Annotated in this window: 23 protein-coding genes, 1 tRNA gene and 1 other RNA gene; 7 read left to right on the plus strand and 18 right to left on the minus strand. The window is 36.2% G+C overall.

All coding sequences use genetic code 11. The features are described 5' to 3' along the window. From HMPREF9225_RS09915 to HMPREF9225_RS00025, 6 genes are all read right to left on the minus strand, one after another. A partial coding sequence (locus tag HMPREF9225_RS09915; RefSeq protein WP_008900842.1) for a LacI family DNA-binding transcriptional regulator occupies positions 1–162 on the minus strand: 162 nt, incomplete at its 3' end. A gap of 9 nt (positions 163–171) precedes the next feature. Continuing rightward, positions 172–1071 (minus strand): diacylglycerol/lipid kinase family protein, encoded by a 900-nt coding sequence (locus HMPREF9225_RS00010; RefSeq protein ID WP_008900843.1) that lies wholly within the window; start codon positions 1069–1071, stop codon positions 172–174. A 154-nt stretch (positions 1072–1225) separates the two neighbouring features. Further along, positions 1226–1714 carry a methyl-accepting chemotaxis domain-containing protein gene (locus HMPREF9225_RS00015; RefSeq protein WP_008900844.1) on the minus strand — a complete coding sequence of 163 codons (489 nt, stop codon included), beginning with the start codon at positions 1712–1714 and terminating at the stop codon, positions 1226–1228. A gap of 22 nt (positions 1715–1736) precedes the next feature. Beyond that, the gene (locus HMPREF9225_RS00020; protein ID WP_040551218.1) at positions 1737–2294 is read right to left on the minus strand and encodes a YtxH domain-containing protein; all 558 of its coding nucleotides are present in this window, start codon (positions 2292–2294) and stop codon (positions 1737–1739) included. Positions 2295–2381: 87 nt separating this feature from the next. Further along, a non-coding RNA gene (ssrS, locus tag HMPREF9225_RS09920) (6S RNA) lies at positions 2382–2564 on the minus strand. Between the two features lie 54 nt (positions 2565–2618). Next, positions 2619–3497 (minus strand): RluA family pseudouridine synthase, encoded by an 879-nt coding sequence (locus HMPREF9225_RS00025; protein ID WP_008900845.1) that lies wholly within the window; start codon positions 3495–3497, stop codon positions 2619–2621. 83 nt (positions 3498–3580) lie between these two features. Between HMPREF9225_RS00025 and HMPREF9225_RS00030 the strand changes: the two genes are divergently transcribed. Continuing rightward, entirely contained in the window at positions 3581–4378 is a 798-nt protein-coding gene (locus tag HMPREF9225_RS00030; RefSeq protein WP_008900846.1) for an NAD(+)/NADH kinase, read from the plus strand. 3 nt (positions 4379–4381) lie between these two features. On the opposite strand, the gene HMPREF9225_RS00035 is transcribed toward HMPREF9225_RS00030, so the two are convergent. Genes HMPREF9225_RS00035 through pflB form a run of 4 tightly spaced genes read right to left on the minus strand, consistent with a single transcriptional unit; the run spans position 4382 to position 8105 of the window. After that, on the minus strand, positions 4382–4777 hold the full coding sequence (locus HMPREF9225_RS00035) for a hypothetical protein (RefSeq protein ID WP_008900847.1): 396 nt from the start codon (positions 4775–4777) through the stop codon (positions 4382–4384). A 46-nt stretch (positions 4778–4823) separates the two neighbouring features. Beyond that, a complete protein-coding gene (gene pflA, locus HMPREF9225_RS00040; RefSeq protein WP_008900848.1) occupies positions 4824–5747 on the minus strand; it encodes a pyruvate formate-lyase-activating protein in 924 nt (307 codons plus the stop codon). Between the two features lie 28 nt (positions 5748–5775). Next, positions 5776–6009, minus strand: coding sequence for a glycine radical domain-containing protein (locus HMPREF9225_RS00045; RefSeq protein ID WP_008900849.1), 234 nt, complete (start codon positions 6007–6009; stop codon positions 5776–5778). Then, a complete protein-coding gene (gene pflB / locus HMPREF9225_RS00050) occupies positions 6009–8105 on the minus strand; it encodes a formate C-acetyltransferase (protein WP_008900850.1) in 2097 nt (698 codons plus the stop codon). Before pflB ends, HMPREF9225_RS00045 begins: the two co-directional genes overlap by 1 nt. Before the next feature lie 225 nt (positions 8106–8330). Here pflB and HMPREF9225_RS00055 point away from each other — a divergent pair, with 225 nt between their 5' ends. Genes HMPREF9225_RS00055 through HMPREF9225_RS00065 form a run of 3 tightly spaced genes read left to right on the plus strand, consistent with a single transcriptional unit; the run spans position 8331 to position 10390 of the window. Continuing rightward, positions 8331–8804: a QueT transporter family protein gene (locus HMPREF9225_RS00055; protein ID WP_008900851.1), complete on the plus strand. Its 474-nt coding sequence runs from the start codon at positions 8331–8333 to the stop codon at positions 8802–8804. A gap of 1 nt (position 8805) precedes the next feature. After that, positions 8806–9255 (plus strand): NUDIX hydrolase, encoded by a 450-nt coding sequence (locus tag HMPREF9225_RS00060; protein WP_008900852.1) that lies wholly within the window; start codon positions 8806–8808, stop codon positions 9253–9255. Further along, a complete protein-coding gene (locus tag HMPREF9225_RS00065; protein WP_008900853.1) occupies positions 9248–10390 on the plus strand; it encodes an MFS transporter in 1143 nt (380 codons plus the stop codon). Before HMPREF9225_RS00060 ends, HMPREF9225_RS00065 begins: the two co-directional genes overlap by 8 nt. 84 nt (positions 10391–10474) lie before the next feature. Here HMPREF9225_RS00065 and HMPREF9225_RS00070 read toward each other — a convergent pair whose 3' ends face one another. From HMPREF9225_RS00070 to yqeC, 4 genes are all read right to left on the minus strand, one after another. After that, entirely contained in the window at positions 10475–11725 is a 1251-nt protein-coding gene (locus HMPREF9225_RS00070) for a hypothetical protein (protein WP_008900854.1), read from the minus strand. A 792-nt stretch (positions 11726–12517) separates the two neighbouring features. Continuing rightward, positions 12518–12973 (minus strand): DUF4364 family protein, encoded by a 456-nt coding sequence (locus tag HMPREF9225_RS09925; protein ID WP_008900855.1) that lies wholly within the window; start codon positions 12971–12973, stop codon positions 12518–12520. Between the two features lie 64 nt (positions 12974–13037). Continuing rightward, a tRNA-Lys gene (locus tag HMPREF9225_RS00080) sits at positions 13038–13113 on the minus strand. A 115-nt stretch (positions 13114–13228) separates the two neighbouring features. Then, complete coding sequence (gene yqeC, locus HMPREF9225_RS00085; protein ID WP_008900856.1) at positions 13229–13924, minus strand: selenium cofactor biosynthesis protein YqeC; 696 nt, start codon at positions 13922–13924, stop codon at positions 13229–13231. A gap of 115 nt (positions 13925–14039) precedes the next feature. Here yqeC and HMPREF9225_RS00090 point away from each other — a divergent pair, with 115 nt between their 5' ends. Next, positions 14040–14768 carry a glutaredoxin family protein gene (locus tag HMPREF9225_RS00090; protein ID WP_008900857.1) on the plus strand — a complete coding sequence of 243 codons (729 nt, stop codon included), beginning with the start codon at positions 14040–14042 and terminating at the stop codon, positions 14766–14768. Positions 14769–14835: 67 nt separating this feature from the next. Here HMPREF9225_RS00090 and HMPREF9225_RS00095 read toward each other — a convergent pair whose 3' ends face one another. The 3 genes from HMPREF9225_RS00095 to HMPREF9225_RS00105 form a co-directional block, all read right to left on the minus strand. Then, complete coding sequence (locus HMPREF9225_RS00095) at positions 14836–15468, minus strand: YitT family protein (RefSeq protein WP_008900858.1); 633 nt, start codon at positions 15466–15468, stop codon at positions 14836–14838. A 1336-nt stretch (positions 15469–16804) separates the two neighbouring features. Beyond that, positions 16805–18199, minus strand: coding sequence for a S1C family serine protease (locus HMPREF9225_RS00100; protein ID WP_083772981.1), 1395 nt, complete (start codon positions 18197–18199; stop codon positions 16805–16807). 96 nt (positions 18200–18295) lie between these two features. Continuing rightward, positions 18296–19348, minus strand: a complete 1053-nt coding sequence (locus HMPREF9225_RS00105; protein ID WP_008900860.1) for a DmpA family aminopeptidase — start codon at positions 19346–19348, stop codon at positions 18296–18298. Between the two features lie 132 nt (positions 19349–19480). Here HMPREF9225_RS00105 and nhaC point away from each other — a divergent pair, with 132 nt between their 5' ends. After that, entirely contained in the window at positions 19481–20899 is a 1419-nt protein-coding gene (gene nhaC / locus HMPREF9225_RS00110) for a Na+/H+ antiporter NhaC (RefSeq protein WP_008900861.1), read from the plus strand. A gap of 1 nt (position 20900) precedes the next feature. Further along, positions 20901–21887 (plus strand): asparaginase, encoded by a 987-nt coding sequence (locus tag HMPREF9225_RS00115; RefSeq protein WP_008900862.1) that lies wholly within the window; start codon positions 20901–20903, stop codon positions 21885–21887. 103 nt (positions 21888–21990) lie between these two features. On the opposite strand, the gene HMPREF9225_RS00120 is transcribed toward HMPREF9225_RS00115, so the two are convergent. Beyond that, positions 21991–23364: a L,D-transpeptidase family protein gene (locus HMPREF9225_RS00120; RefSeq protein ID WP_050748274.1), complete on the minus strand. Its 1374-nt coding sequence runs from the start codon at positions 23362–23364 to the stop codon at positions 21991–21993. Positions 23365–23499: the final 135 nt, after the last annotated feature.

Genomic DNA, 23499 nt, shown 5'->3' on the forward strand with positions numbered 1-23499 from the left:
GGATCTTGCTACTTCGTTTGGTTTGTAGTCTAGTACTTCTATCGCTTTTAGTACCCTTCTTCTTGCTTCTGGGCTTACTGGTTTTGAGTCGTTTATTACTCTTGATACGGTAGATATGGACACGTCTGCCATCTTAGCTACATCTTTTATTGTGGATGCCATTATTTCCTCCTATATTATTATGGTTAAGGCTTCTTCAAGTACTTTAAAATTCATAGGTAATTTGCCTGATTGTTCTCCGTCTACGTCTATGTCAAGTTCTATGTCTGAACTTAGACTTATATCTTTTGTCTTTAGATAGATTACTTTTTCGTGGTCTATGTGATTTCCTGTTAGTACTAGTGGTGCTATTTGCATAAAGTCTACCAGGCTACATTCTTTGATTAGTAGTACGTCTAGATATCCATCTGTCACTGTTGCTGCTGGTGCCATCTTCTTAAATCCGCCCACTGATGATGTGTTTGTTATCAAGAAGAAGAATAGATTTTCTTCGCCTTTGTATTCTTCACAGTCAATCTTTACTTTGTAGGCTTTTTCGTCTTGGAAGTTTAGTTTTACCATTTGTCTTGCGCCTTCTAAGTAGTATGCCATTCTTCCTAGGACTGCTTTTTGATCTTCCGGTACTGTGTAGGCTATTTCTGTTAACATGCCTCCTGCTGCCACATTGGCAAAGACTCTATCTCCTGCTAGTCCCACGTCTATTTTCTTGGTCCTTCCTTCTTTTATTAGTTTATAAAATTTGGATGGGTCCTGTGGTAGTTTGAAATAGTTTGCGAAGTCATTTACCGTTCCTGCTTGTAGGATTGCTAGTGGTGTATCTCTTTTAGATTTTACTATTCCATTTACCACTTCGTTTAAGGTTCCGTCTCCTCCGCAGGCTACGATTATATCTTCTCCATCGTCTGATTCTGCGAATCTCATGCCGTCGCCTCTTTTATGTGTAAATAGTAAATTTATATCCCATTGATCCAGGCTTAAAAGTCTTATAAATTCCAATACTTTGTCTAAGGCTTCTTCCCTACCAGAAAGTGGATTGGCTATTATTTTTATTTTTTTGAATCTATTTTCCATAATTACCTCTTTATATATTATACATCATTTTCATTTTTCTTCCTATTATTGTAATACATTTCTAATCATTTTTTCTCTTATTTTTCTTCTTTCAAATAATTTTCATAAAAAAAAGAACAAGCTCTCGCTTGCTCTAGTTTCTTTTTGTTAAATTTTATAAGAACTTTTCTTTAAATACTTCTATTACTTCTTTTAGTATATAGAAGTAATCTATGACGTTATTTGCGTTTAGATTTATAGTTTTTGTTGCGTCGGATACTGTGTCGGTTACGCTGTTTACTGCTCCAGTGATGTTTAGTGCTACATTATCTATAGATCTTGTAACTCCTGATACTGTTTCTCCGACTTCTCCTACTGATAGTGCAAGTTTTTCCACTTCCGGTCTAACTGCTACTATGATTTCTTGTGCATCTTTAGATATTACAGATACATTCTTGGTGATTTCTGTAACATTATCTGTTAGTTCTGGCACTTGGCTTAAACTGTGGTCTATTGCTTCTTGGTTGTCTTCTATGACGTCATTAATCTTTCCAAGTATTGAAACCACTTTTTTAAGTGCTAATGCAAGATATACTAATACTCCAATTCCTGCTAAGTAAAGAAATATTCTTAGTAAATCGTTGAGAGTAATAGGACTATTCATGCTTATCCTCCTCTAATCTCTTTTATTTGTTAAGATCTTTTTTTACTTCTTTAGCTCCGTCTTTAACTTCTTTTCCTACTTCTTTTGCAGTTTTTTCTACATCTTCTTTGATGTCTTTAGATTTTTCTTTTGCTTCTTTTGCAGCTTCTTTAACGTCTTTTTCTATTTCGTCTTTCTTTTCTTTAAGATCGTCTTTTGTTTCTTCTGCTTTTTCTGAAAGTACTTCTCCAACTGCTTTTGCTTTTCTCTTAGCATTTTCCATAGCTTCGTTAAGTTCTACTTTTTTGTCTTGTGCGTAATCTTTTACATTTCCGTAAGTTTTCTTAACTTGTTCGCCAGCTTGGCAAGCTTTGTATTGTACGCTATCAGCTAAATCTTCTGCTGCATCTCTTGCATTTTCTGCAAGTTCTCTTGATTTATCAGCTATGTCTTTTCTAGTTTCTTTTCCAGATTTTGGTGCAAAAAGAATGCCTGCTAATCCGCCTAGTGCTGCTCCTGTTAGAACTGCTCCAGCTTTTTCAGCTGCTTCTCTTCTTTGTGCTTCTCTTCTTTTTCTTTCAAAATAATCAAATATACCCATTATTTTCCCCCTGTTTTCTATTAAAATTCATATTTATTACTTACCCAGTATTGTTATTTTAAAACAAATCCAAATTTTTTTGTAATAAAAAAATCCGCGGTGTCGTCAGCTATATTAATTCAGACCCGCTCCCAACTAGTAGGTGGGTGACCTGCTCGAGTACTCTAAAGTCCCGTCTGGCGGGCATTTTATCATACCAAAGACTCAGTCTCCCGGATCTTCGATGTCGGTTGAATTAATAAAAGACGTCGACGTGCATCGCAGATTAACTATCTATATTATATCAATTCCAGATTAGTTTTTCAAATTATAATCGTAAGTTACTTACTCTAAATCCAAGAGATTTTTCATGTCCTGAGGTAGTGGAGCTTCTATCTCGATTTCTTCCCCAGTTCTTGGCGATTTTATCTTTGTATAATAGGAGTGGAGTGCCTGCCTATTTATAAGTTCCGTTTCATTTCCGTAGAGGGTATCTCCCACAATTGGATGTCCAATATATTTTAGATGCACTCTTATTTGATGGGTACGACCAGTATGAAGCACAACTCTTAGAAGTGTCATATTATTTTTAGAAAGAATCGCTTCGTAGGAAGTCTTCGCATACTTTCCATTTGGATTTACTTCTCTTAAAATCCCATCTGGTCCTCTATCTATCGGTTCTTCTATTATGCCGCTACCTTCTACCACACCTTCTACAATTGCGTAGTACTTTTTCAAAATATTTCTATCCTGTAGTTCTCTCGCTACGGTACTATGAGCATTGGAATTTTTCGCAATTAAAATTACCCCAGAAGTATCTCTGTCCAAACGGTTGATAAGACGTACCTTTCTGTGGATATCATGTTTCAAAAAATAACATTGAACGTAGTTTGAAATGGTCCCCGTCTGTTTAAAATCCACCGCGTGTACTATCATAAAAGGCTCCTTGTTAACCGCCAAGATATCTCCATCTTCGTAGAGAATTTCTACTTTATAGTCCTCTGGGATTGCGTTTGGCTCCTCGTCTGGAATCTTTATGGACACCACATCTCCAGGCTGAAGGTCCACATTTCTTTTATTTAATTTTTCATTTATATATATCATCTCTTCCCTTATGGATCTTCTAATATATCTTGAAGAGAGATTTAATTTTTTTAAAAAATTCTTGATACTTATTTCTTCTTCTACCTGGTAATGATAGTAGTTAAAATTATCTTCTAGCATGGGTTTCCTTTCAAATTTTAAATTTGTTTCCTTTAATTTAGATTACATGATAAAATTAAATTATAAATGATAGAGGGTGCAATATGAATAAATATATAAATATAGTTTCAAATGCTAATATAGAATCGAGAAAAACAGCTCACGAGCTCCAGGAAAAACTTGCAAGTAGAGGTTATACCCCGGAACTTAGGTTCAATCCACAGAGTGAACTTACCATATGCGTAGGTGGTGACGGTGCTTTTATCAAATCTCTGCACAACAACTTCCCACGTATGCCGATTGTAGGAATTAACACTGGTCATCTCGGTTTCTTCCAAGAAATCCAACCGAACCAAATCGATTGGTTTCTCGATATGTACGAACAAGGCAGGTATGAAATCGAAGATTTAAAACTAGTTCGTGCAGAAATATTTACAAAGAATAAAAATATAGTAGTCCACGCTTTAAACGAAGTAATTTTAAAGGCACAAAGATCAAAAACTATACATATAAATGTTTTTGTTCAAAAGAATCACGTGGAAAAATTCTCCGGAGATGGTATGATGATCTCCACCCCATCAGGTTCAACTGCCTACAACTTCTCCTGTGGCGGCTCAATAGTATTTCCTACTCTCGATGTGCTTCAGTTAACTCCAATAAGTCCGGTGTTTTCTGCGGCATATAGATCTCTATTAAGTTCCATCATCGTGCCCGGAGATTTTGATATTTCTCTAGTGCCGGAGAGAAGGTACGCAAACTCTTCTCTAGTTGTGGTGGACGGAATGGAATACTATTATCCAGGACTTAAACGTGTCAATTTCAAAATGAGTAACAAATCCATCAAGAAACTTACCATCAGCCCAGATTCTTACTTTGAAAATCTTAAGAGTAAGTTTTTATAATTATTATTTTTTATCGAATAGATTGTTGATTATTACAATTATAATTATAAAGGACCAAAATCCAATATTTCTTCCATTACCTGAAAACACAAAGAATATTAAAAGAGCTGCTAACAAAATATTTACAGTTGGCACTCTTTTTCCTTTTTTGATAGGAAGCTCTTCCTCTTCCGTATCAAGCACTTCACTGAGTTCTTTCATATCACTAAATTCAGATAGAAGTTTCTCCCTCGCATCCGTTGGATTTAATCCGTTTTTAATCATATCGTCAAATCCAAGGTACATATTTTCCCTAATCTTTTCTTTTATTTCTATATTTCTCCTAGTAACTGGATATTTTTCAAAAGTTTTTTCAAGATACAGATCTATTTCTCTTCTATTGTTATCTATTTCTCTCATAGCTCACCTCTACTATATTATATCATCTAGAAATAAAAAAAGAGAGCTACCTGCTCTCCATTCTATATTTTCTCATGCCATATAATATTACATCTCTCGCGGACTTTGCGTGTTTGTCCGTCATAGGTTTCGTGCCCTTTAGAGGATATTCGATTCCTAACTCTTCATATTTTTTCTCACCCATATTGTGGTAAGGAAGCACATCCACCTTCTTTATATTTTTGTAGCGTCCAAGTTCATATCCGAGCCTTTCCAAAAGTTTTGCATCATAGGTGATTCCTGGAACTATGACATGTCTTATCCAGACTTCTACTCCATTTTCGTCTAAGAATTTTAGAAAATCCAAGATATTTCTATTTGAAAATCCAGTGAGTTTTCTGTGCCCTTCGTCGTCGATATGCTTAATGTCTAGAAGTACAAGGTCCACATACTTTATAAGTTCTTTGTATTTTTCTAAATTTGTTTCTCTTGAAAATAATGCTCCGGAGCTATCGAGAGCCGTGTGTATATTTCTCTTCTTTGCCTCTTTAAAAAGCTCCGTTACAAAATCCATCTGCAATAGAGGCTCTCCACCAGTGACGGTGATGCCTCCATTTTTCAGATAAACTCTGTACTTTTCGTAATCATTAAGCACTTCTTCTACGCTCATGAGTTTTCCGCCGGTGGTCCTCCAGGTATCAGGATTGTGGCAATATAGGCATCTCATGGGACAACCTTGCAAAAATAAAATGTACCTAAGCCCTGGTCCATCGACTGCGCCAAAGGTTTCTATTGAGTGTACCCTTCCAAGTATTTTGTCCGTTGATTTAGATTCTCTATCTAAATTTTTATTTTCACAGTTTAAAATAGGATTTTCATCTCTATATGCAGAATTAAAAAGAGGTGAATCCATAGTATTATCACTTGTAGAAATATTTTCTGAACTTATATTTTCGTTCAAATTATTTTTCTTTAAATGATTTAAATCCATGATTCACCTCCGATTTTATAGTTTATATTTACATTTGTCCGTGGAAAGTTCTGTTTACAATATCTTCTTGTTGTTCCCTAGTAAGTTTGTTGAAGTTTACCGCATATCCTGAAACTCTCACAGTTAGTTGTGGATATTTTTCAGGATGATCCATCGCATCAAGTAACATCTCTCTATTAAAAACATTTACGTTTAGATGATGTCCACCTTTTTCCATATACCCATCTAGCATGCTTACTAAATTATCAATTCTTTGTTCCATTATTTTTCCTCCTCGTAATCTAAAAATTCCATCAGCGTTGGACTTGTGCAAGCTCCATTGCTGCAAAGTTTCAAATCTACATCTATATCTCCCATAAATACTTCATCCTTTCCAAGAGCATTTGGAATGATTGAGAAAGTATTTGAAATTCCATCCTGTGCATCCTTAAACGGAAGTTTTGCCACTGAAGATAGGGATGCTAGTGCTCCATGAGTGTCGCGGCGATGCATTGGGTTTGCTCCAGGAGCGAATGGTTCGCCGGCACGTCTTCCATCCGGTGTATTTCCAGTCTTCTTACCATATACAATGTTTGAAGTAATGGTCAATATACTCATGGTAGGAATAGCATCTCTGTAGAATTTATGATTTCTTATTTTGTTCATAAATCTCGTTACTAAATCCTGAGCAATGGCGTCTACCCTGTCATCATCGTTTCCATATTTTGGATAGTCGCCTTCGATTTCATAATCCACAACCAATCCGTCCTCGTCACGAATAGCTTTTACCTTTGCGTATTTTATAGCTGAAAGGGAGTCTGTTACTACGGAAAGCCCTGCGATCCCTGTCGCAAAGTATCTCTTTACATCCCTATCGTGTAGCGCCATTTGAAGTGATTCGTAGGAATATTTATCGTGCATGTAGTGGATGATATTTAAAGTATTTACATAGAGTTCTGCAAGCCAGGTGAGCATATCGTCGAACTTTTCCATAACTTCGTCATAGTCAAGTATCTCTGAAGTTATAGGTCTATACTTAGGTCCCACTTGAATCTTTTGTTTTTCATCCATTCCACCATTTATAGCATAGAGTAGTGCCTTTGCCATATTTGCGCGGGCTCCGAAGAATTGCATCTCCTTGCCAACTCTCATAGAAGATACGCAGCAGGCAATTGCATAGTCGTCCCCATGTTCAGATCTCATGATGTCGTCGTTTTCGTATTGAACACTAGAAGTATTTATGCTGGTCTTAGCACAGAATCTTTTGAAATGCTCCGGCAAGTTTTTCGCCCAAAGCACAGTCATATTTGGTTCTGGTGAAGTTCCAATATTTATAAGTGTGTGAAGGAATCTAAAAGAGTTCTTGGTAACTAGACTTCTTCCATCCAGTGCCATTCCACCGATAGATTCTGTAACCCAGGTTGGATCTCCAGAATAAAGCTCTTGATATTCAGGAGTTCTAGCAAACTTAATAAGTCTTAACTTCATTACGAATTGATCTATAAGTTCTTGGGCTTCCTTTTCAGTAAGAGTTCCTTCCCTCAAATCTCTTTCGATGTAAATGTCTAAAAATGTGCTGACCCTTCCGAGACTCATTGCAGCACCATTTTGTTGTTTCGTTGCAGCAAGGTATGCAAAATAGGTCCATTGCACAGCTTCCTTCGCATTTTCAGCCGGTCTTCTGATGTCGAATCCGTACATATCTCCCAGTTCAATCAAATCTTTTAGAGCAGTGATTTGGTCAGAAAGTTCTTCCCTTAAACGAATGACACCTTCATCGAAAATTCCAGTAGTGTTTTCCTTTTGTTTCTTCTTGTCTTCAATTAGTAAATCGACACCGTATAGGGCAACCCTTCTGTAGTCACCAATGATTCTTCCTCTGCCGTAAGCATCAGGAAGTCCAGTTATAATTCCAGTGTGTCTAGCGAGTCTCATCTCATCTGTGTAAGCTTCGAACACCCCTTGGTTGTGAGTCTTTCTATACTTGGTAAAAATATCTCTTACCCTATCTGAAAGTTCAAGACCATGAGTTTTAAGAGCACCATCCGCCATTCTCACTCCACCGAAAGGTTGAAGAGATCTTTTAAAAGGTTTGTCCGTTTGAAAACCAACTATAACCTCTAAATCTTTGTCCAAGTATCCAGGACCGTGGGAAGTGATTGTGGAAATAGTATCCGTATCCATCTCCAAAACTCCACCGTTGTCCCTTTCCTTCTTGGTAAGTTCCATAACTTCGTCCCACAACTTAGTAGTAGCTTCCGTAGGACCCTCTAAGAAAGAATCATCGCCCAAGTATTCAGTGTAATTACTTACGATGAAATCTCTAACGTCTATATTTTGTTTCCATTTGTATCCAAGGAAATCTCTCCAATAATTCATAAGGCACCTCCTAATAATTTTTATCAATTAGATTTTATAGTATAAAAAATATTAAGTCTGTGATAATTATCACTTTTTGCTTTTATGATATAACCGTAAAATATTTAAACTCAGCTATTTTTTTAAATAATTATCATTAAATAAGAAAAACGAACACCCGACTTTAAAGCAAGCTCTCTACATGTTATAATTATTTAGTATTTTATAATAAGGAAGAGGTGAAATATGAACACAAAAGTATTAGTCAAAAACGCAATAGTGTTGGCACTATACATGCTTACAATAAGTTTAAATCCATATGGCTTTTTAATGTTTCAATTGAGACCTGGCGAAGCACTCTCAGTCCTTCCCTTCTTCAATAGAAAATATATGCCAGCACTAATAGTAGGAGGCGCACTAGCAAACATCACATCACCACTAGGACCAATCGACATGGTAGTGGGAGGATCATGCGCAATAATCACCTATGCAATTAGTAAATACATCAAAAATCCATACATCAACTCAGGAGTATTCTCCTTAGTATCTGGAATTTTGGTTTCAATCATGCTATTTAAGACTGGAAATATAGACATGTCACTTAAATTTCCATTTTTAATCTCAGTCTTAAGCATAGCAGGTTCAACTCTAATCGTAACAGTTTTGGCAACATGGATAATAAAAACTACAAAACTAAAATCAATAATAGAAGAGGATTAAATTGAAATTTACAGTAGGGTACATAAAAAGGGACGATGAGTTCCTTTTCTTGTACCGGAACAAAAAGAAAAACGATATAAATAAAGGCAAGTACATCGGAGTCGGCGGACATATAGAGCCTGGCGAAACACCAGAAGAATGTATGGTGAGAGAAGCCTATGAAGAAACGGGACTAAAAATAGAAAATCCAAACAGATTAGGCACAGTTTTATATGAACAGGACGACGGATACACAGAAGAGATGTACGTCTTTTATATAGATAAATATACGGGAGAGCTCCACGAAAGCGATGAAGGAGAACTGGAGTACATGACCCCAGAGGAATTTTATAAGAAGCCCCATTGGATTGGGGACGAACTATTTTTAAAATACGTATTTGAAAATAGAAAATTTGGAAAATTTAAGTTAAAGTACAAGAAAGACGAACTAGTGGAGGTAGAACATGAATAGTAAAATAAAATATTATACAACCATGGGACTTTACTGGTCAGTTATCGCCGCCTGCGTAAGTTTTCTAAACGTGTTCCTTACAGGAAGAGGACTTGGCACAGCAGAAATAGGATTTTTAACCGCAGTAGGTAACGGACTAGCCGCCATCTTTCAACCAATAGTATCCAAAGTCTGCTCCAGAAGCAACAAGAACGAAAGAGACTTCCTAGTCCTCATCTCCATGCTTGCAATGACCCTAGTAATCATGGCACTAGAAAGAAAAGCAGGACTCTCAATGAAGATAGAAATCGTCGCAGCCATAGCACTAGTACTAGTGATGCAACCACTACTAAACTCACTAGGCTACTTCTATATAGCAAGATCAGTAGAAATAAACTACGGAGTCAGTAGAGGCATCGGATCCATCACATTTGCCGGAACATCATTTGTCCTAGGAATTCTATCAGAAATAAACAAGGACCTCTCAATGGTCATGGCAGCAGTGCTACTAGGAGCATTAATACTCTCACTTCTAGCACAGAAACCAATCTCAGGTAACAACGTAGTCACAGTCTTCGACGGAAGAGCACAAAAACAAAAAATACAAAACTCAAAATTTGTAATCTTTCTACTAGCAGTAGGCATGCTCTTTACATTTTACAACGTCACAAACGTCTACCTACTACAAATAGCAAAGAGAATCGGAGGAGACGCAAAGACTGTGGGAACAGCATTTGCAGTAGCAGCACTCTTCGAATTTCCAATCATGTTCATGTTCAATAGACTAAAAGAAAAATTTAAGTCAAGAAGCATGCTCATCTTTTCAGGAATATTCTTCCTATTAAAAGGAATACTCACCTATATAGCCACATCACCAAGTACACTAATAGCAATTCAAGTGACACAACTCTTTGGATTCGCACTGTTTACACCATGTTCAGTAGACTTTATAAATGACATCATGAGCGACGAAAAGAAGATCACAGGACAAGGATTCTTGGCATCGGCAATCACCATGGGAGGAGTCATCGGATCAGTAGCAGGCGGCGTGCTCATAGAATCCACCGGAGTACTAAACACACTAATAATATCAAATGTAATATGTTTAATAGCGATACTACTAATAGTAATATCAACGAGAGGATGCAATGAATAGTTGCATCTTTTTTTAATATAAAAATGGCGACAATTGCCGCCATTTTTTTTGATATTCTATATTCTAAATAAACTCTAAAGATTATTATTTATTTAATTTATAATAATTTACACAGCGGTTTTGCCAAGACCATACTATACATTCATCTCCTGACAAATGCACACTGACGTGAGTTTGTGGAACACTGATTTTACCAATTTTCTTTCCATGGCCATCTATAAAATCTATATTTGTTCCCTTTTTATTGCTGATGACCACAGCTAATTTTTCGCCATCAGATACAACCTCATTTACATTTGAGTATAATTTCTTCGTTCCACTTCCATCACCCTTAGCCATAAATAGATTTGGATTTTTACCATCCGTAAAATATCCTCCAGCATCTACAAAGAATACATTTCCATCAATTGGTAGAATATCATAGTAAGGATTGTTCCCCTTGCTTAAAAGAGTCGTTTTCTTTGAAGCTAAATCATATTTATAAAGCATCTTTTGAGGCTCAGCCATATCTTTGGTAGTAGGTATATCCTTTAAGAAGTAGATCTCATCTTTCCCCATAAATATGGAATGGATACCCTCAGCTAGACAAGCTTCATCTTCTGTTTCAAGATCAAAAGATATCAAATCATAAGCATTAAAATTATCTTTTGTGTCTAAATCTTTTTTTAGATAGAGAGTGTTTCCTCTAAGGGCAGAATATTTATCAGCATAGCTAAATGCTTGGCCTTTCCCCTTTAAAGACTCAAGGAAATATACGCCACTGTAGGATTCCACCTTAGTTTGAGAAAATATCTTCCCATTCATCTCTCTTACAATATTGCCATTGTCCCATGCCCCTGTAGGAGTTATAATTATAGATTTTTTATCACTATCAAATTGAAAATTCCCATAGTTATATGTCAAAATATTTTTGCCCTTATTAGGTCCAGTTAGACCGTAGACAAAATCACTTCCCATAAAACCTCCACCTAGATGGTAGATCATGTATAGGTTCCCGTCACTTAATACTTTAAATGAAATGTCTTTTGCTGATAAATTATAAGAGTCATAGTAGTTCACTAAAGTATTCTTGCCCGTTTTTAAATCTCTTTCGTATACTTTAACATAGCAGTTTCCTCCATAAAGGTTGCCCTTACTATCTTTTTCCTGGTTAGTAATCTTTACATCTGTATAGTATAGCTTGCCTTTATGTACTGCCATATCTGATAGAAATGAACTTTTGTTAAGCTTTATCTTTTTTTCTAACTTTGGAGATAATGCGTAAGAGTAGCTATCGGCTCCTAAAGCAATTAAAAACACAAAGATAAATAATAAGAATTTGTGCATCTTTTTCATATCTAAAACCTCCCCCTTCAACTTATTCTCTTCTTAATTTTATCACATCACCATATTATAATGTGTGGAGTTGTTTCTATTTAATTAAAATGTAATATTAGCTTAATTTTTAAAACTCCCAATACAAAAATTAAAACACAACAAAAAACCGCTTGGTCTCCCAAACGGTTTCTTTTGTAAAAGGTATAAATTTTATGAGGTTAATCTCTAATTAATAGTATATATCAATTAATCTTCGTGTGAAACATAAATTTACTGTATTTTTATAAAAATTTTAAATTTATTCGCCTTTCATTTCTTTCTTTAAAAATTCCAGAGGAAGACTGTCACCTACCGACATTATATAAGGAAAACCCCCATGAAGACAGTCACCCTGAGCGGAAGAGCCGCAAGGCTCTGGAGTCGAATGGGTATAACCCTGGTGGGGTAATATAAGGATGACTTCAGTTGCAAAAACTAGGTATGCGGAAGTTATACCCGTTCGACTCGGAAAAAATTTTCCTCGCTCAGGGTGACGGCAGTTGGGGGGTATTCTCTATAAAAATTCCAGAGGAAGACTGTCACCATGGTGGGGTATCACACTGATGATTATTCGCTTTCGTAGCCGAAGCTACCAACTTCCACAACCATACTGTCCAGTTACAAAAACACAACAAAAAACCGCTTGGTCATCCCAAACAGTTCTTTTGTAAAAGGTATAAATTTTATGAGGTTAATCTCTAATTAATAGTATATATCAATTAATCTCTGTGTGCAACATAAACTTACTGTATTTTTATAAAAATTTTAAATTTATTCGCCTTTTATTTCTTTCTTTATATAATTGTAGATTTTTTCGTAGGAATTCATGAATTTCTCCCTCTCAAGCTGTCCTTCTATGGTTATTTGAAATTCGCTTCCCCATATTCTCGCAAAATCTCCTAAGTACTCTATCTTTAGCGGTTCCTTCACGACCTTTAAATATTCTTCAAGTCTTTCTTCCACATCTTTTAAAAGTTTTCCATCCACTTCTTCCCTTAAAACTTCCAAGGTTCTTCTACCCTCTTCGGTGATCCTCACATCGTCGTAGGAATGGACCAAGTTTGACTCTTGCAAAAATCCCAAATGGCTTCTGAAGTCAAAGTAATTCATAAGCTCCAAATTAAGCACAAATGTGGATAGTGTCTCCTCAGTCAATTTATCTTTCGATTTATCCAATATGTCTAAAAGTAATATTTTTTCTCTAGCATTTTCTAAAAAATTTTCCATTTCATCACCACGTACTCTTCCTGTTTTGATTTTTGGTATAAAAAAAAGCCTGTAAAAACAGGCTTGGTCCACTCTCAGGGACTCGAACCCTGGACCCACTGATTAAGAGTCAGTTGCTCTACCACCTGAGCTAAGAGTGGTTAACTAACTCATTCATTATAACTAGTATCTCTTTATTTGTCAAGGGGCTTTAAGATTTTTTATAAATATTTTCTACATAAATCGCATTTAACAATCGGATTGCTCGTAAATAACTTATATTTTATTGTATTTTCCTTCTTTTTGACTACCATAGATAATTTCCATGTCCACATGTTTTTTTATATAGTTTGCAAAATCAAAGAAGTCATCATTTTCTTTATAAACATTGGTGATAAGTAGAACCTTGCGACCCTTCGCTCCTTTAAAAAGTCCGTCTGGACTTGTGATTATATCCTTGTAAGTCTTCTTTGTTATGGCATCTTTTTCAAATCTCATTTTAAAAAGATTTTCATTTTGAACTATTTCGCCATTTACAAATCGCCCTAGATAACCCCAAGGGATTACACCTACGGTCATATCCGTTTCTTTAAGCACCTTCGGTTCGAAATCATCATTGGCTTTAAGCGGCTTGCTGTCGGAATTATCAGCATTTATAATCACATATTTAAAATTACTAAGCCCATCCAAACTTTCGATAGGACCCATCTTTCTACCATCGATTCCGTTTCCGTAGTAGACTATTTTTCTCGTGTGAGCAGTCTTTAGAAAAATCTTGTTCGGGATGAAGATCTCGTCCCAGCGAAGCCCTCTTGGGATAGCCATCCCCATAGTTGTGGTGATAAGGATACTCTCTCCGATTTTTAAATCATCTTTTAACTCCTTGGAGAAATTTTCAATAAAAGTTTTCTTGCCACCGGAGCCAACCACAGAGATTACTCCCCCATCTATATTAAGTAAATCTTTTAACATCGTAACCTCCTAATCTAAGTATATCATTAAAAGATTAAGTTTTCATGGTCAAATATTTTAACAAAATAAAGCAAAGAAATCTCATTCGTGGTACAATAATAAAAAAGGAGGAGTTATGAAAAATTTAAAAATAATTACTTGCTCACTTATTATCGCTATGATTCCAGGTTTTACAAAGGCTATTACCCCTTCAGACCAAGGAATCTATATAAACGACAACAAAGTAGAAATCTCTGGAGTAAAGCACCAAGGCTTCAACTACTTTCGTTTGAGAGACATTGCATATGTACTAAAAGAAACCCCATCTAAATTTGAAGTAGGCTACGACAAAGATAGGAAGTCCGTGGTAATTAACACAAAGACAGAATACACTGGTGACAAAATAAATCCAGAAAAACTTGGAGAAAACCTAAATCCAGTGGAAATTCCCATTGAAGTAAATAAGACTCTCTCCCACATAGAAGTTGTAAATGTTGACGGATACAACTACTTTAGATTAAGAGATCTGGCAGTGCTAGTAGGATTTGAAATAAAATATAATCCAGAAGATAAAAAAGTGGAAATAATCACAGAAAAAGAAAGTGAAGACGAAGATCTAGTTACGAAACTAAAAAAATCCAAAACACCAATAATCTATGGCAGAGACAGCTGTCCAGCCTGCATAAAACTAAAAGCCTACTTGGATAAAAATAAAATTGAATATGAATTTAGATCCACCGAAGAACCAAAAAATAAAGACGAACTCATATCCATGGGATTTAACAGCGTTCCACAAATGTTTTACGACGGAGAAGTCTACGGCGGATACAACGAAGACGAATTAAAAAGAATATTTGAAAAATAATAAAAAAAGTATTGGACATAAGTAAAACTTATCCAATACTTTTTTATTTTAGAATTTAATATCATTGTTACGCACTTGCAGCCATAGCCACTCTTCCCTTAAGCTCAATCTGTCCCACAATCACAGAACTAATCGTAGTCGTGATAAGAGAGAACACAAGTTGAGTAACAGGAATATAGCTAATAGACATGACAAGCACAACTATATCACAAATGATGTATACCATGGCAAGACTTAGGTTAAACTTGTCAGAAATGGCAAGAGCTAAAGCGTCATCACCGCCAGTAGCACCACCTTCAGTAACCACAAGACCGCAACCAAGTCCGATTAAAACCCCACCAAGTACAGCAGCCACAAGAGGGCTGTCATAAAGAGGCGGTAAAATAGTTCCAGTAAATTTAAAAATACTTAAAAAAACGGAAAATAAAATGGTCGCCACCATGGACTTCTTGATAAATTCGCCACCGAGGATTTTGTAACCCAAAATGTAACACAAAATATCAAGCACAACAGAAGAAATCGAAGGGTCAATCCCGAACATCTTCTTAAAAAATAGCATAAGACCAAGGATACCACCCTCAGTGACAAAACTTTGGTCATGCACATTTAACACGGCAAAAGCGAGAATCCCGCTGCCTAAAACAATCCTTAGAAATGATCTAAAGGATAAATCTAAAAAATTAAGTTTTTTATTTAGCATTATTTCACTCCTATTCTTAATTTACCTATCTTAAATCTATCGCAATAAAATTTTGCAACAAAAAAAAGACGGCCAAACGTCTTTTAGGTGAGATGCTTTTTTGTTTCTTAATTTTTTCTTGTAAAAACTCTGAACCAGAACCACTTTTTAGCCTATAAATCTGTCACATCAGACATAAACCAGGCTCTTTATCGTAAGAACTGTCATCAGATAAAAACTACCCGAAGGTAACCTTAAAAGATACTTAATTTTTCTTTCATAATAATATTATAACTTTTCTTTTAAGTTGTCAATAGAAAATGGCTATTTAAAGCCGTTTTATATAATGAATATAAAGTTTAATAAATGATTACGAAGATAATGGTCGCATAATTTGTTCAAACATGGGTGAATATTTATTTTGTAGCGGAAGCAATTTTAAGGAAGCCAGTCACCCTGAGCGGAAAAGGCGAAGGAGCTGGAGTCGAAGAATCTCTATGAAAAACTAAAGGAAGGCAGTCATCTTCAGTGGGTCTGCTCCCACCACCAGTCATCCTGAGAGGAAAAGGCGGTAGCCTTTGTAGTCGAAGGATCTCTCCCCTGGTGGGGTCAAGTACGGATGATTTCAGTTGCAAAGACCTGGTTAAATACAGCACTGCCCGTTCGACTCGGAAATAAATTTCCTCGCTCAGGGTGACAGTAGTTGGGAGGACTTTGTAGCCTTCGGCTGTGGAACCTAGAAGGTTCCGCTACGGGGTGTGTATAATAATTTAGGTTGTTGTGCGCCTAACGGCTGAATTTTGATTATTCGTCTGGATGGGTATTTGTTTAAGAGTATATTTACCTTGATGAATTATTTACTTTTGTAGCGGAAGCATTTTGCTTCCACAGCCGAAGGCGTGAAGTCTTTAAACTATGCAAATAATTTATAATTATAGAGCAAAAACTTTCCCAACTGGTCATCCTGAGCGGAGATTACGAAGTAATCGAAGTCGAAGGATCTCTAAAAAATAAAATCCATTGCCAAGACTGGGTTAAATATAGGTCAGATCCTTCGACTCACTTCGTTCGCTCAGGATGACAATAATCTCGCAGGGTAACAGTAGTTGATAGGACTCTCTCTGTAAATTTTAAAAAGAAAGACAACTATTTACTGACACCGTTTTAATAAAAATCTCAAGGAAGACAGTCACCCTGAGTGGAGACGGTGAAGCAACGCGGAACCGTCGTAGTCGAACGGGTATAACCCTGGTGGAGTCAAGCACTGATGACAATCCTCCACCCAAAAAAACACAAAAAAGAAAAAAAACTCTGCCGAAGCAGAGTTCTTTTATTCTTATTAGGTTTTTTACGTCTATTAATTATTAAATAATCCATTGAAGAAATCTAGGAAATCATCCATGTCGCCGTATCCATATCCGCCTTGGTCACCTTGACCTGAATTTCCTTGTCCGCCGTTAAATCCACCATCTTGACCTTGATCATTTTGGTTTCCGTCTCCTTGTCCTGGATCTACTCCATTTTGTCCTGGGAGTCCTTCTTCAATTTTTTGTTTTGGAACCTTGTAATCTGTAAATGTGATTTCAATTTTTACTTCTTTTCCGTTTCTCAAGATGGTTGCCTTTGCAACATCTCCTGGATTGTACTTGTAGAGTAATGCTCTTAATACTTCGTTGGTTACAACTTTTGTGCCGTCGATTTCCATAAGAATATCGCCTTTTTTGATTCCAGCTTTTTCTGCAGGGCTTCCACTTTCAACTTTGGCAATGAATTGTCCGTAATTTGTTCCAAGAGATTTATTTACCATTCTTTGAACTGATTGAACAGGCATGATAGTAGCTCCAAGGGCAACTGGTTGATATTCTCCAGTCTTTAAAACAGATTCTATGATTGGTTTTATTGAATTTATTGGAATTGCAAATCCCATACCTTCAGCACTTTGGAGTTTCACGGTGTTTATTCCTATGATCTTACCATTTTGGTCTACTAGCGGTCCACCAGAGTTACCTCCGTTTATAGATGCGTCTGTTTGGATAAGTCCAACCATGTATCCACCGCCGTCTACTTGACCGATAAATCTGTTAAGTCCAGAGATAACTCCCTTGCTTAGAGATCTTTGGAATGCAAGGTCAATTGGGTTTCCGATAGCGATAGCAGTTTGACCAACTTCAAGTGCATCGGAATCTCCGAGTTCAGCTGGCACTAAGTTGTTCGCCCCTTCAATCTTTACGATGGCGATATCTACAGCCTTGTCAGACCAAACGACTTTGCCCTTCACTTTTTGACCGTCATTTAGAAAAACTTCCACATCCTTGGCAATATTTTCGCCTATTCTAATTACGTGAGAGTTGGTCAAAATATATCCGTCCTTGGAAATTATAACTCCTGATCCAGTACCTGTTATTGCTTGTGTACCAAAGATTGTTCTTTGATATCCCTTGGTAGTGATACCAACTACAGATGGCACTACCTTTTTAAAGACTGCGCTACCCACATTTTCTGAATCGCTGGCGTTTATCTTAACAGGTGTAGTGCTGCCCCCTTCAGTTTCTGTCACAGAAGAATTCATATTGCTTCTGATTAAAAAATTATATGTGATAGCAGATCCTAGGATTGAACCTATAAGTGAGAAACAGATTGCTAAGAAAACCACAGACTTGCCGGATTTTTTTCTGTTTCTCCTTTTATTTTCTCTTCTAATTTCATATTCATTTAAAGGTTTATTTTCTAAATTGTTGTTAAATTCGTCCATTTTCTTACCTCCAATTTTTATTATACCCATTGTATCCTTGTTATGTGATAACGGGGTTAAGTTTTTGAGTTAAGAAAAACATTAAATGCTGAATGTTTATGGAAGATAATTTTCAAATAGAGAGATTTCTTTTAGAATGTCTTTTAGACTTTCAGCTTTAAAACCGCTATAACCCACCATGCTTTCTGCATGAAGCATAGAACTTAAAATTGCCTCATGAACCGCATCAATGGTTGCGTTAAATACAGGATCTATCTTGTCATCGAGAAGACATTTAACTTCTGTGAAATTTCCGCCTTCATGAAGAATCTTGTTATGTGTTGAAAAAGCGACAGCCACCTCTCCACTTCCATTTCCTGAGTTGGCGCCAGTTCTTGAGATTCCAGACATTGCCCTCTTAGCCACACGTTTAAGTTGTCTTGAAGAAAGAGGGATATCCGTAGCAATGATAACTATGATGGAGCCCTGTTCCTTTTCATTGGAACAATTAGTTCTTTCATTATTTAAATTGTCTCTATAGTCTTTGATGTTTACTCCCTCGATGGTGAGCTCGTCATACTTTGCATGGTTTGTAAGTACAAGGACACCGACAGTATAATCTTCCCCCAAATTTACAATCCTAGATGCAGTGCCTATTCCACCTTTGAGCTCATGACATCTCATGCCACGTCCAGCTCCGACAGCACCTTCTTCCACAACACTACCGGCAGAATCGATTGCTTTTAGTACATCCTCTTCCTTCACATGAAGAGCGCGAATATCATTTAGCCTCATATCGTTACACTCAAGCACTGGACAGTTAACAGTACCAGTGGTCCTTCCAATCTCAGGATTATTGCTAAGCATGTACTTCACAGAAGCAGTAAGAGCAGTTCCTACAGAAAGAGTGTTGGTTAATATGATCGGAGCCTCTAGAGTTCCTAGTTCTTCTATTTGGACAAGTCCGGCAGGTTTTGCAAAACCATTTATGACATGGACACCAGCAACAAGTTTTTCTTTAAAAATATTTTTTTTAGGAATGATTGCAGTGACACCAGTATTTTGACCCTCTCCCGTCAAAGTCACATGGCCAACTTCCACTCCAACTACATCGGTAATACTATTTTTTTTACCTTTTTTAAATCGTCCAATATTTATATTAAGTCCCATAATTCCTCCTTTTTTAAAAGTAATTATAGCACAATTTTTTAAATAAATTAATACAGTACTACTGTAAAATTTTTAATTGACATATGATAATTGAGGTACTACTATATAAATAAAATTAAAAGGAGGAATCAAATGAATAATGTAAAGACAAAGAAAAAACCAGAGTTTGGTTATGCAGTACTATTACTGCTCGTTCTTGCAGCAATACTCGTGTGTGGGCTTAGCGTAATCAAAGCACCACTAGCAGTAATCATGTTTATCTCGTGGCTTGTAGTGAATTTATTTGCAATAAGACTAGGATATACATATAGTGAGCTAGAAAAAATAGCAATCACTCAAGTAGGACACTCCCTACAATCAGTAGTTATAATGTTGGCGGTAGGTATGCTTATCTCATCATGGATAGCATCTGGAACCGTTCCAACCATAATATATTATGGACTACAAATAATTAATCCAGACTACTACCTAGTTACAACTCTAGTTATCTGCGCAATAGTATCTATGTTCACAGGAACTTCGTGGGGAACCATAGGAACAGTAGGGGTAGCTCTACTTGGAATAGGAATAAGTTTAGGAATCCATCCAGGAATGATAGCAGGAGCATTGATTTCCGGATCATGGTTTGGCGACAAACTTTCACCATTATCAGACACCACCAACTTCCAATCAGGAGTAATGGGTGTGCCTCTAATGACTCACGTAAAACATATGCTATACACAACCGTACCAGCATTTATAGTATCAGGAGTGTTATTCTTTATTCTAGGAAAAGGAAATGTGCAATCATTTAATGATTCTGTAATCCTAGAAATAACATCAAAGTTAAGTACATTTTTCAAAATAAATCTACTAACATTGGTGCCATTAATCGTAGTAATCATACTACTAATCAAACAAAGACCTGCATCACAATCAATTCTAATAGGAGCACTACTAGGTATGGCAATCGCAATATTCTACCAAGGTTTTGATGTAAAAATGGTAATCGGCAGTGGACTTACAGGATTTAAATACGAATTTAATGACGACTTCTTCAACAAACTATTAAATCGTGGAGGTATGGACTCAATGACTAGAACTATCCAAGCTCTTATCTTTACCACAGGACTAGGCGGTATGCTTAGAGAAATGGACATACTAAAAGTAATAATCGATCCACTATCACACAAAATAAAATCAACATTTGCACTTATAGCATCTGGAATATTCATAACATATCTATCAATAGCTCTAACAGGCTCTCATATGTTTGCAGCAATAATGGTTCAATCAACCATGTTAGATCTATACAAGAAAAATGGATTAAAACCAGAAAATGCATCAAGAATAACAGAGGACTGCGGAACTCTAGGAGTAACACTTATCCCTTACGGAGTAACAGCCCTATTCATAGTAGACACATTGGGAATAGACTTTGGAACATTCTTCCCATACGTATTCTTCTGCTTCCTATGCCCAGTATTTAATCTATTATGCGGCTTAACAGGCATCGGAATCGCAAGATACACAGAAGAAGAAATGAAAGAAATGGACTTACAAGAGGTATAAAATGGAAAAATTAGCTATTACAACCCGTGGCAGTCTTGAAGATATGTACACCTTCGGGACTGTAGTAGTTGTAGACGAAAAAAACAATATCATATACGAAAAAGGAAACAGCGAAGAAATCGCCTATCCAAGATCATCTGCAAAACTAATGCAAGCAATCACACCGCTTAGTTTAGGAGCAAAAGAAAAATTTAATCTAACAGAAAAAGAAATTGCAATAATCTGTGCCTCTCACTCAGGAGAAGACTTCCATATAGAAACTGTAAGAGGCATCCTAGAAAAAGCGGGACTAGATGAAAGTTATTTAAAATGTGGTCCTCACTATCCTTTCAAAGAAGATGTAGCAGAAAGAATGAAAAAAGAAGGCATAAAGCCAAGAGACATCCACAACAACTGCAGTGGTAAGCACACAGGTATGCTACTTTCCTGTTTAATCAAAGGTTGGAGTCTAGGTGACTACTATAAAATAGACCATCCAGTACAACAAAAAATAACAGAAAATATAGAAAAAATATGTATGTGTAAAATACCAAGAGAACACATCTCAGTAGATGGATGCGGAGTGCCAGTACATGCAATGACCATGAGAGAATTTGCCCATGGAATGGCAAGATTATCTGACTACGAAAACCTAGAAGGATACGAAGAAGCAGCAAAAGATATCATCCACGCCATCACAAACAACTCTAAGTACACATCAGGTTCAGACAGAATAGACCATAAATTAATTTCAAAATATCCAGGAAAAATCATAGTAAAATCAGGAGCAAACGGATATTTCGGAGGATTCTTGCCAGATAGAAAACTCGGCATAGCAATAAAAACCTATGATGGAATCAGCGAAAAGAGAAATCTAGTTTTAATAGAACTTTTGAAAAAACTAGAAGTTATACAAAAAGAAGACTATGACTACTTCGATAAACTATATAGCAAAGATATTAAAAATCATAGAGACGAAGTCGTAGGAGAAGTTAAACTCTGTCTATAATAACTAAATAAAAATTTCACTTTTTAAGAACTCTGCAATATGCAGAGTTTTTTATTTTGGTTTTATAACAATAAAAAAGCCGCATCTCTGCGACTTATATTATTTATTTAATTGTTGTAAAATTTGGATCACTGGAATCATATACAATTACAGGAGTCCCAACTTTTACTTTTGCAAATAGATCTTTCATTATTTCCGGTGGAGTATTGACACATCCGTGAGAACCTCTCGTGAGGTATATCTTGCCACCATATTCTGTTCTCCATTTAGAGTCGTGGACACCGCAGCCAGACCAGTTAAATGGCATCCAATAATCCACATGGGACTGATATGTTTCTCCAGTCAAGTATCTATCTTTTTCTCTAGACCATACTCTTCCTGTACCTGTTGGAGTTCCATTATCTTTACTTGGATTTCCTGTTACAACATCAGTTTCTATTGCAAGCTTGCCTTCTTCGTAGTACCACATATGTTGACGACCTAAATCTATTTCTATATAACTTCTACCAAGATCTGAACCGTCACGAGACATGGCTGTGAGTTTATATACAGGTTCTATATGTTTAGGTTCCATAGAAGAAAGTGACTCAACGATTAGATCCTTTGTCTTGTCCACATCCGTTAACCAACCGTAGATTCCTCCCTTTACCACTGTGAGTCCTAGACCCGTTGCGTAGAATGTTCTGTCAGTTTTATAAGTGTCGTATTTTCTTGAGAGCATCCTTGCAAATTCAAGTGCCTTATCTTGGTCCGGTACTATCTCTTGACCGTTAAAGTCATACATATTAGCAAGTTCTGTGCCGGATAATTTTTCTTCTTTACTTCCGATTTCTACTACTATTTCGTTTCCAGCAACCTTATTGTAGTTGTCACGAGCTTTTATAAGATCCTCGTTATTTTCGTAGATTTCTGGATCCATGTATAGTTTATTTTCCTCAATATTAAATTCTGTTTCTCCTGCAAGAATTTTTTTATTTAAGAGTTTTTCAAACTCATCGATGGAAAAAGTAGTACCCATGTCTTCTTTTACAATCATAAACTTGTCTCCAACGTAGTCGATACTTGCATCCACTGGAGGTTTCATATTTTTAACTTGTTTAAGCTCATGGATTTTTTCATTTAGGAGATGCTCATTAAAGTAAACGGTGTGTTTCGCCTCAATATTTTTTGGAACAAGCATAGAAATAAACCAGTAGAAAGGATTTTGAAATATATCATCGCTCTCTAATTTATCGGAATAATCTATATCTTTTCCCAGAATTTTCTCCTTATCTTCCCTGCCGACAATCTCTATCTTGTAACTGTCGCTGATTTCATTATAATTTTTCTCCAGCTCATCAATCCTCATCAAACTGAAATCATGACCGTTTATTGTGGTGCTTGGTAGGAAATATTTTGAAAATAAAAATACTCCCCCTATATATAAAAGAAGTATTACTCCTAATATTATTAAAAAAGATGTCTTTATAGCTTTCATCACTACCTCCATGTTTAAGTTTAGCAGAGGCGTTTGATTATTTCTATAAGATTTTAAAAATGTAAATAATTTTTAACCCTTTGTATTATAAATTTTTCAAATTAATTTACTTGTGTCCAGAAGAATTTATATACC

This window comes from Peptoniphilus duerdenii ATCC BAA-1640 (assembly GCF_000146345.1).
Lineage (GTDB): Bacteria > Bacillota > Clostridia > Tissierellales > Peptoniphilaceae > Peptoniphilus_B > Peptoniphilus_B duerdenii.

Bases quoted from the DNA above. Each gene is read 5' to 3' on its own strand.
- pflB (WP_008900850.1), bottom strand. From the start codon at position 8,105: ATGAATTATTGGAGAGATTTCCTTGGATACAAATGGAAACAAAATATA.
- HMPREF9225_RS00105 (WP_008900860.1), bottom strand. From the start codon at position 19,348: ATGGGACTTAATATAAATATTGGACGATTTAAAAAAGGTAAAAAAAAT.
- HMPREF9225_RS00120 (WP_050748274.1), bottom strand. From the start codon at position 23,364: ATGAAAGCTATAAAGACATCTTTTTTAATAATATTAGGAGTAATACTT.
- HMPREF9225_RS00095 (WP_008900858.1), bottom strand. From the start codon at position 15,468: ATGCTAAATAAAAAACTTAATTTTTTAGATTTATCCTTTAGATCATTT.
- HMPREF9225_RS00025 (WP_008900845.1), bottom strand. From the start codon at position 3,497: ATGCTAGAAGATAATTTTAACTACTATCATTACCAGGTAGAAGAAGAA.
- HMPREF9225_RS00010 (WP_008900843.1), bottom strand. From the start codon at position 1,071: ATGGAAAATAGATTCAAAAAAATAAAAATAATAGCCAATCCACTTTCT.
- pflA (WP_008900848.1), bottom strand. From the start codon at position 5,747: ATGGATTTAAATCATTTAAAGAAAAATAATTTGAACGAAAATATAAGT.
- HMPREF9225_RS00100 (WP_083772981.1), bottom strand. From the start codon at position 18,199: ATGGACGAATTTAACAACAATTTAGAAAATAAACCTTTAAATGAATAT.
- HMPREF9225_RS00070 (WP_008900854.1), bottom strand. From the start codon at position 11,725: ATGAAAAAGATGCACAAATTCTTATTATTTATCTTTGTGTTTTTAATT.
- yqeC (WP_008900856.1), bottom strand. From the start codon at position 13,924: ATGTTAAAAGATTTACTTAATATAGATGGGGGAGTAATCTCTGTGGTT.
- HMPREF9225_RS00030 (WP_008900846.1), top strand. From the start codon at position 3,581: ATGAATAAATATATAAATATAGTTTCAAATGCTAATATAGAATCGAGA.
- HMPREF9225_RS09925 (WP_008900855.1), bottom strand. From the start codon at position 12,973: ATGGAAAATTTTTTAGAAAATGCTAGAGAAAAAATATTACTTTTAGAC.
- HMPREF9225_RS00035 (WP_008900847.1), bottom strand. From the start codon at position 4,777: ATGAGAGAAATAGATAACAATAGAAGAGAAATAGATCTGTATCTTGAA.
- HMPREF9225_RS00015 (WP_008900844.1), bottom strand. From the start codon at position 1,714: ATGAATAGTCCTATTACTCTCAACGATTTACTAAGAATATTTCTTTAC.
- HMPREF9225_RS00045 (WP_008900849.1), bottom strand. From the start codon at position 6,009: ATGGAACAAAGAATTGATAATTTAGTAAGCATGCTAGATGGGTATATG.
- HMPREF9225_RS00065 (WP_008900853.1), top strand. From the start codon at position 9,248: ATGAATAGTAAAATAAAATATTATACAACCATGGGACTTTACTGGTCA.
- HMPREF9225_RS00115 (WP_008900862.1), top strand. From the start codon at position 20,901: ATGGAAAAATTAGCTATTACAACCCGTGGCAGTCTTGAAGATATGTAC.
- HMPREF9225_RS00055 (WP_008900851.1), top strand. From the start codon at position 8,331: ATGAACACAAAAGTATTAGTCAAAAACGCAATAGTGTTGGCACTATAC.
- nhaC (WP_008900861.1), top strand. From the start codon at position 19,481: ATGAATAATGTAAAGACAAAGAAAAAACCAGAGTTTGGTTATGCAGTA.
- HMPREF9225_RS00020 (WP_040551218.1), bottom strand. From the start codon at position 2,294: ATGGGTATATTTGATTATTTTGAAAGAAAAAGAAGAGAAGCACAAAGA.
- HMPREF9225_RS00090 (WP_008900857.1), top strand. From the start codon at position 14,040: ATGAAAAATTTAAAAATAATTACTTGCTCACTTATTATCGCTATGATT.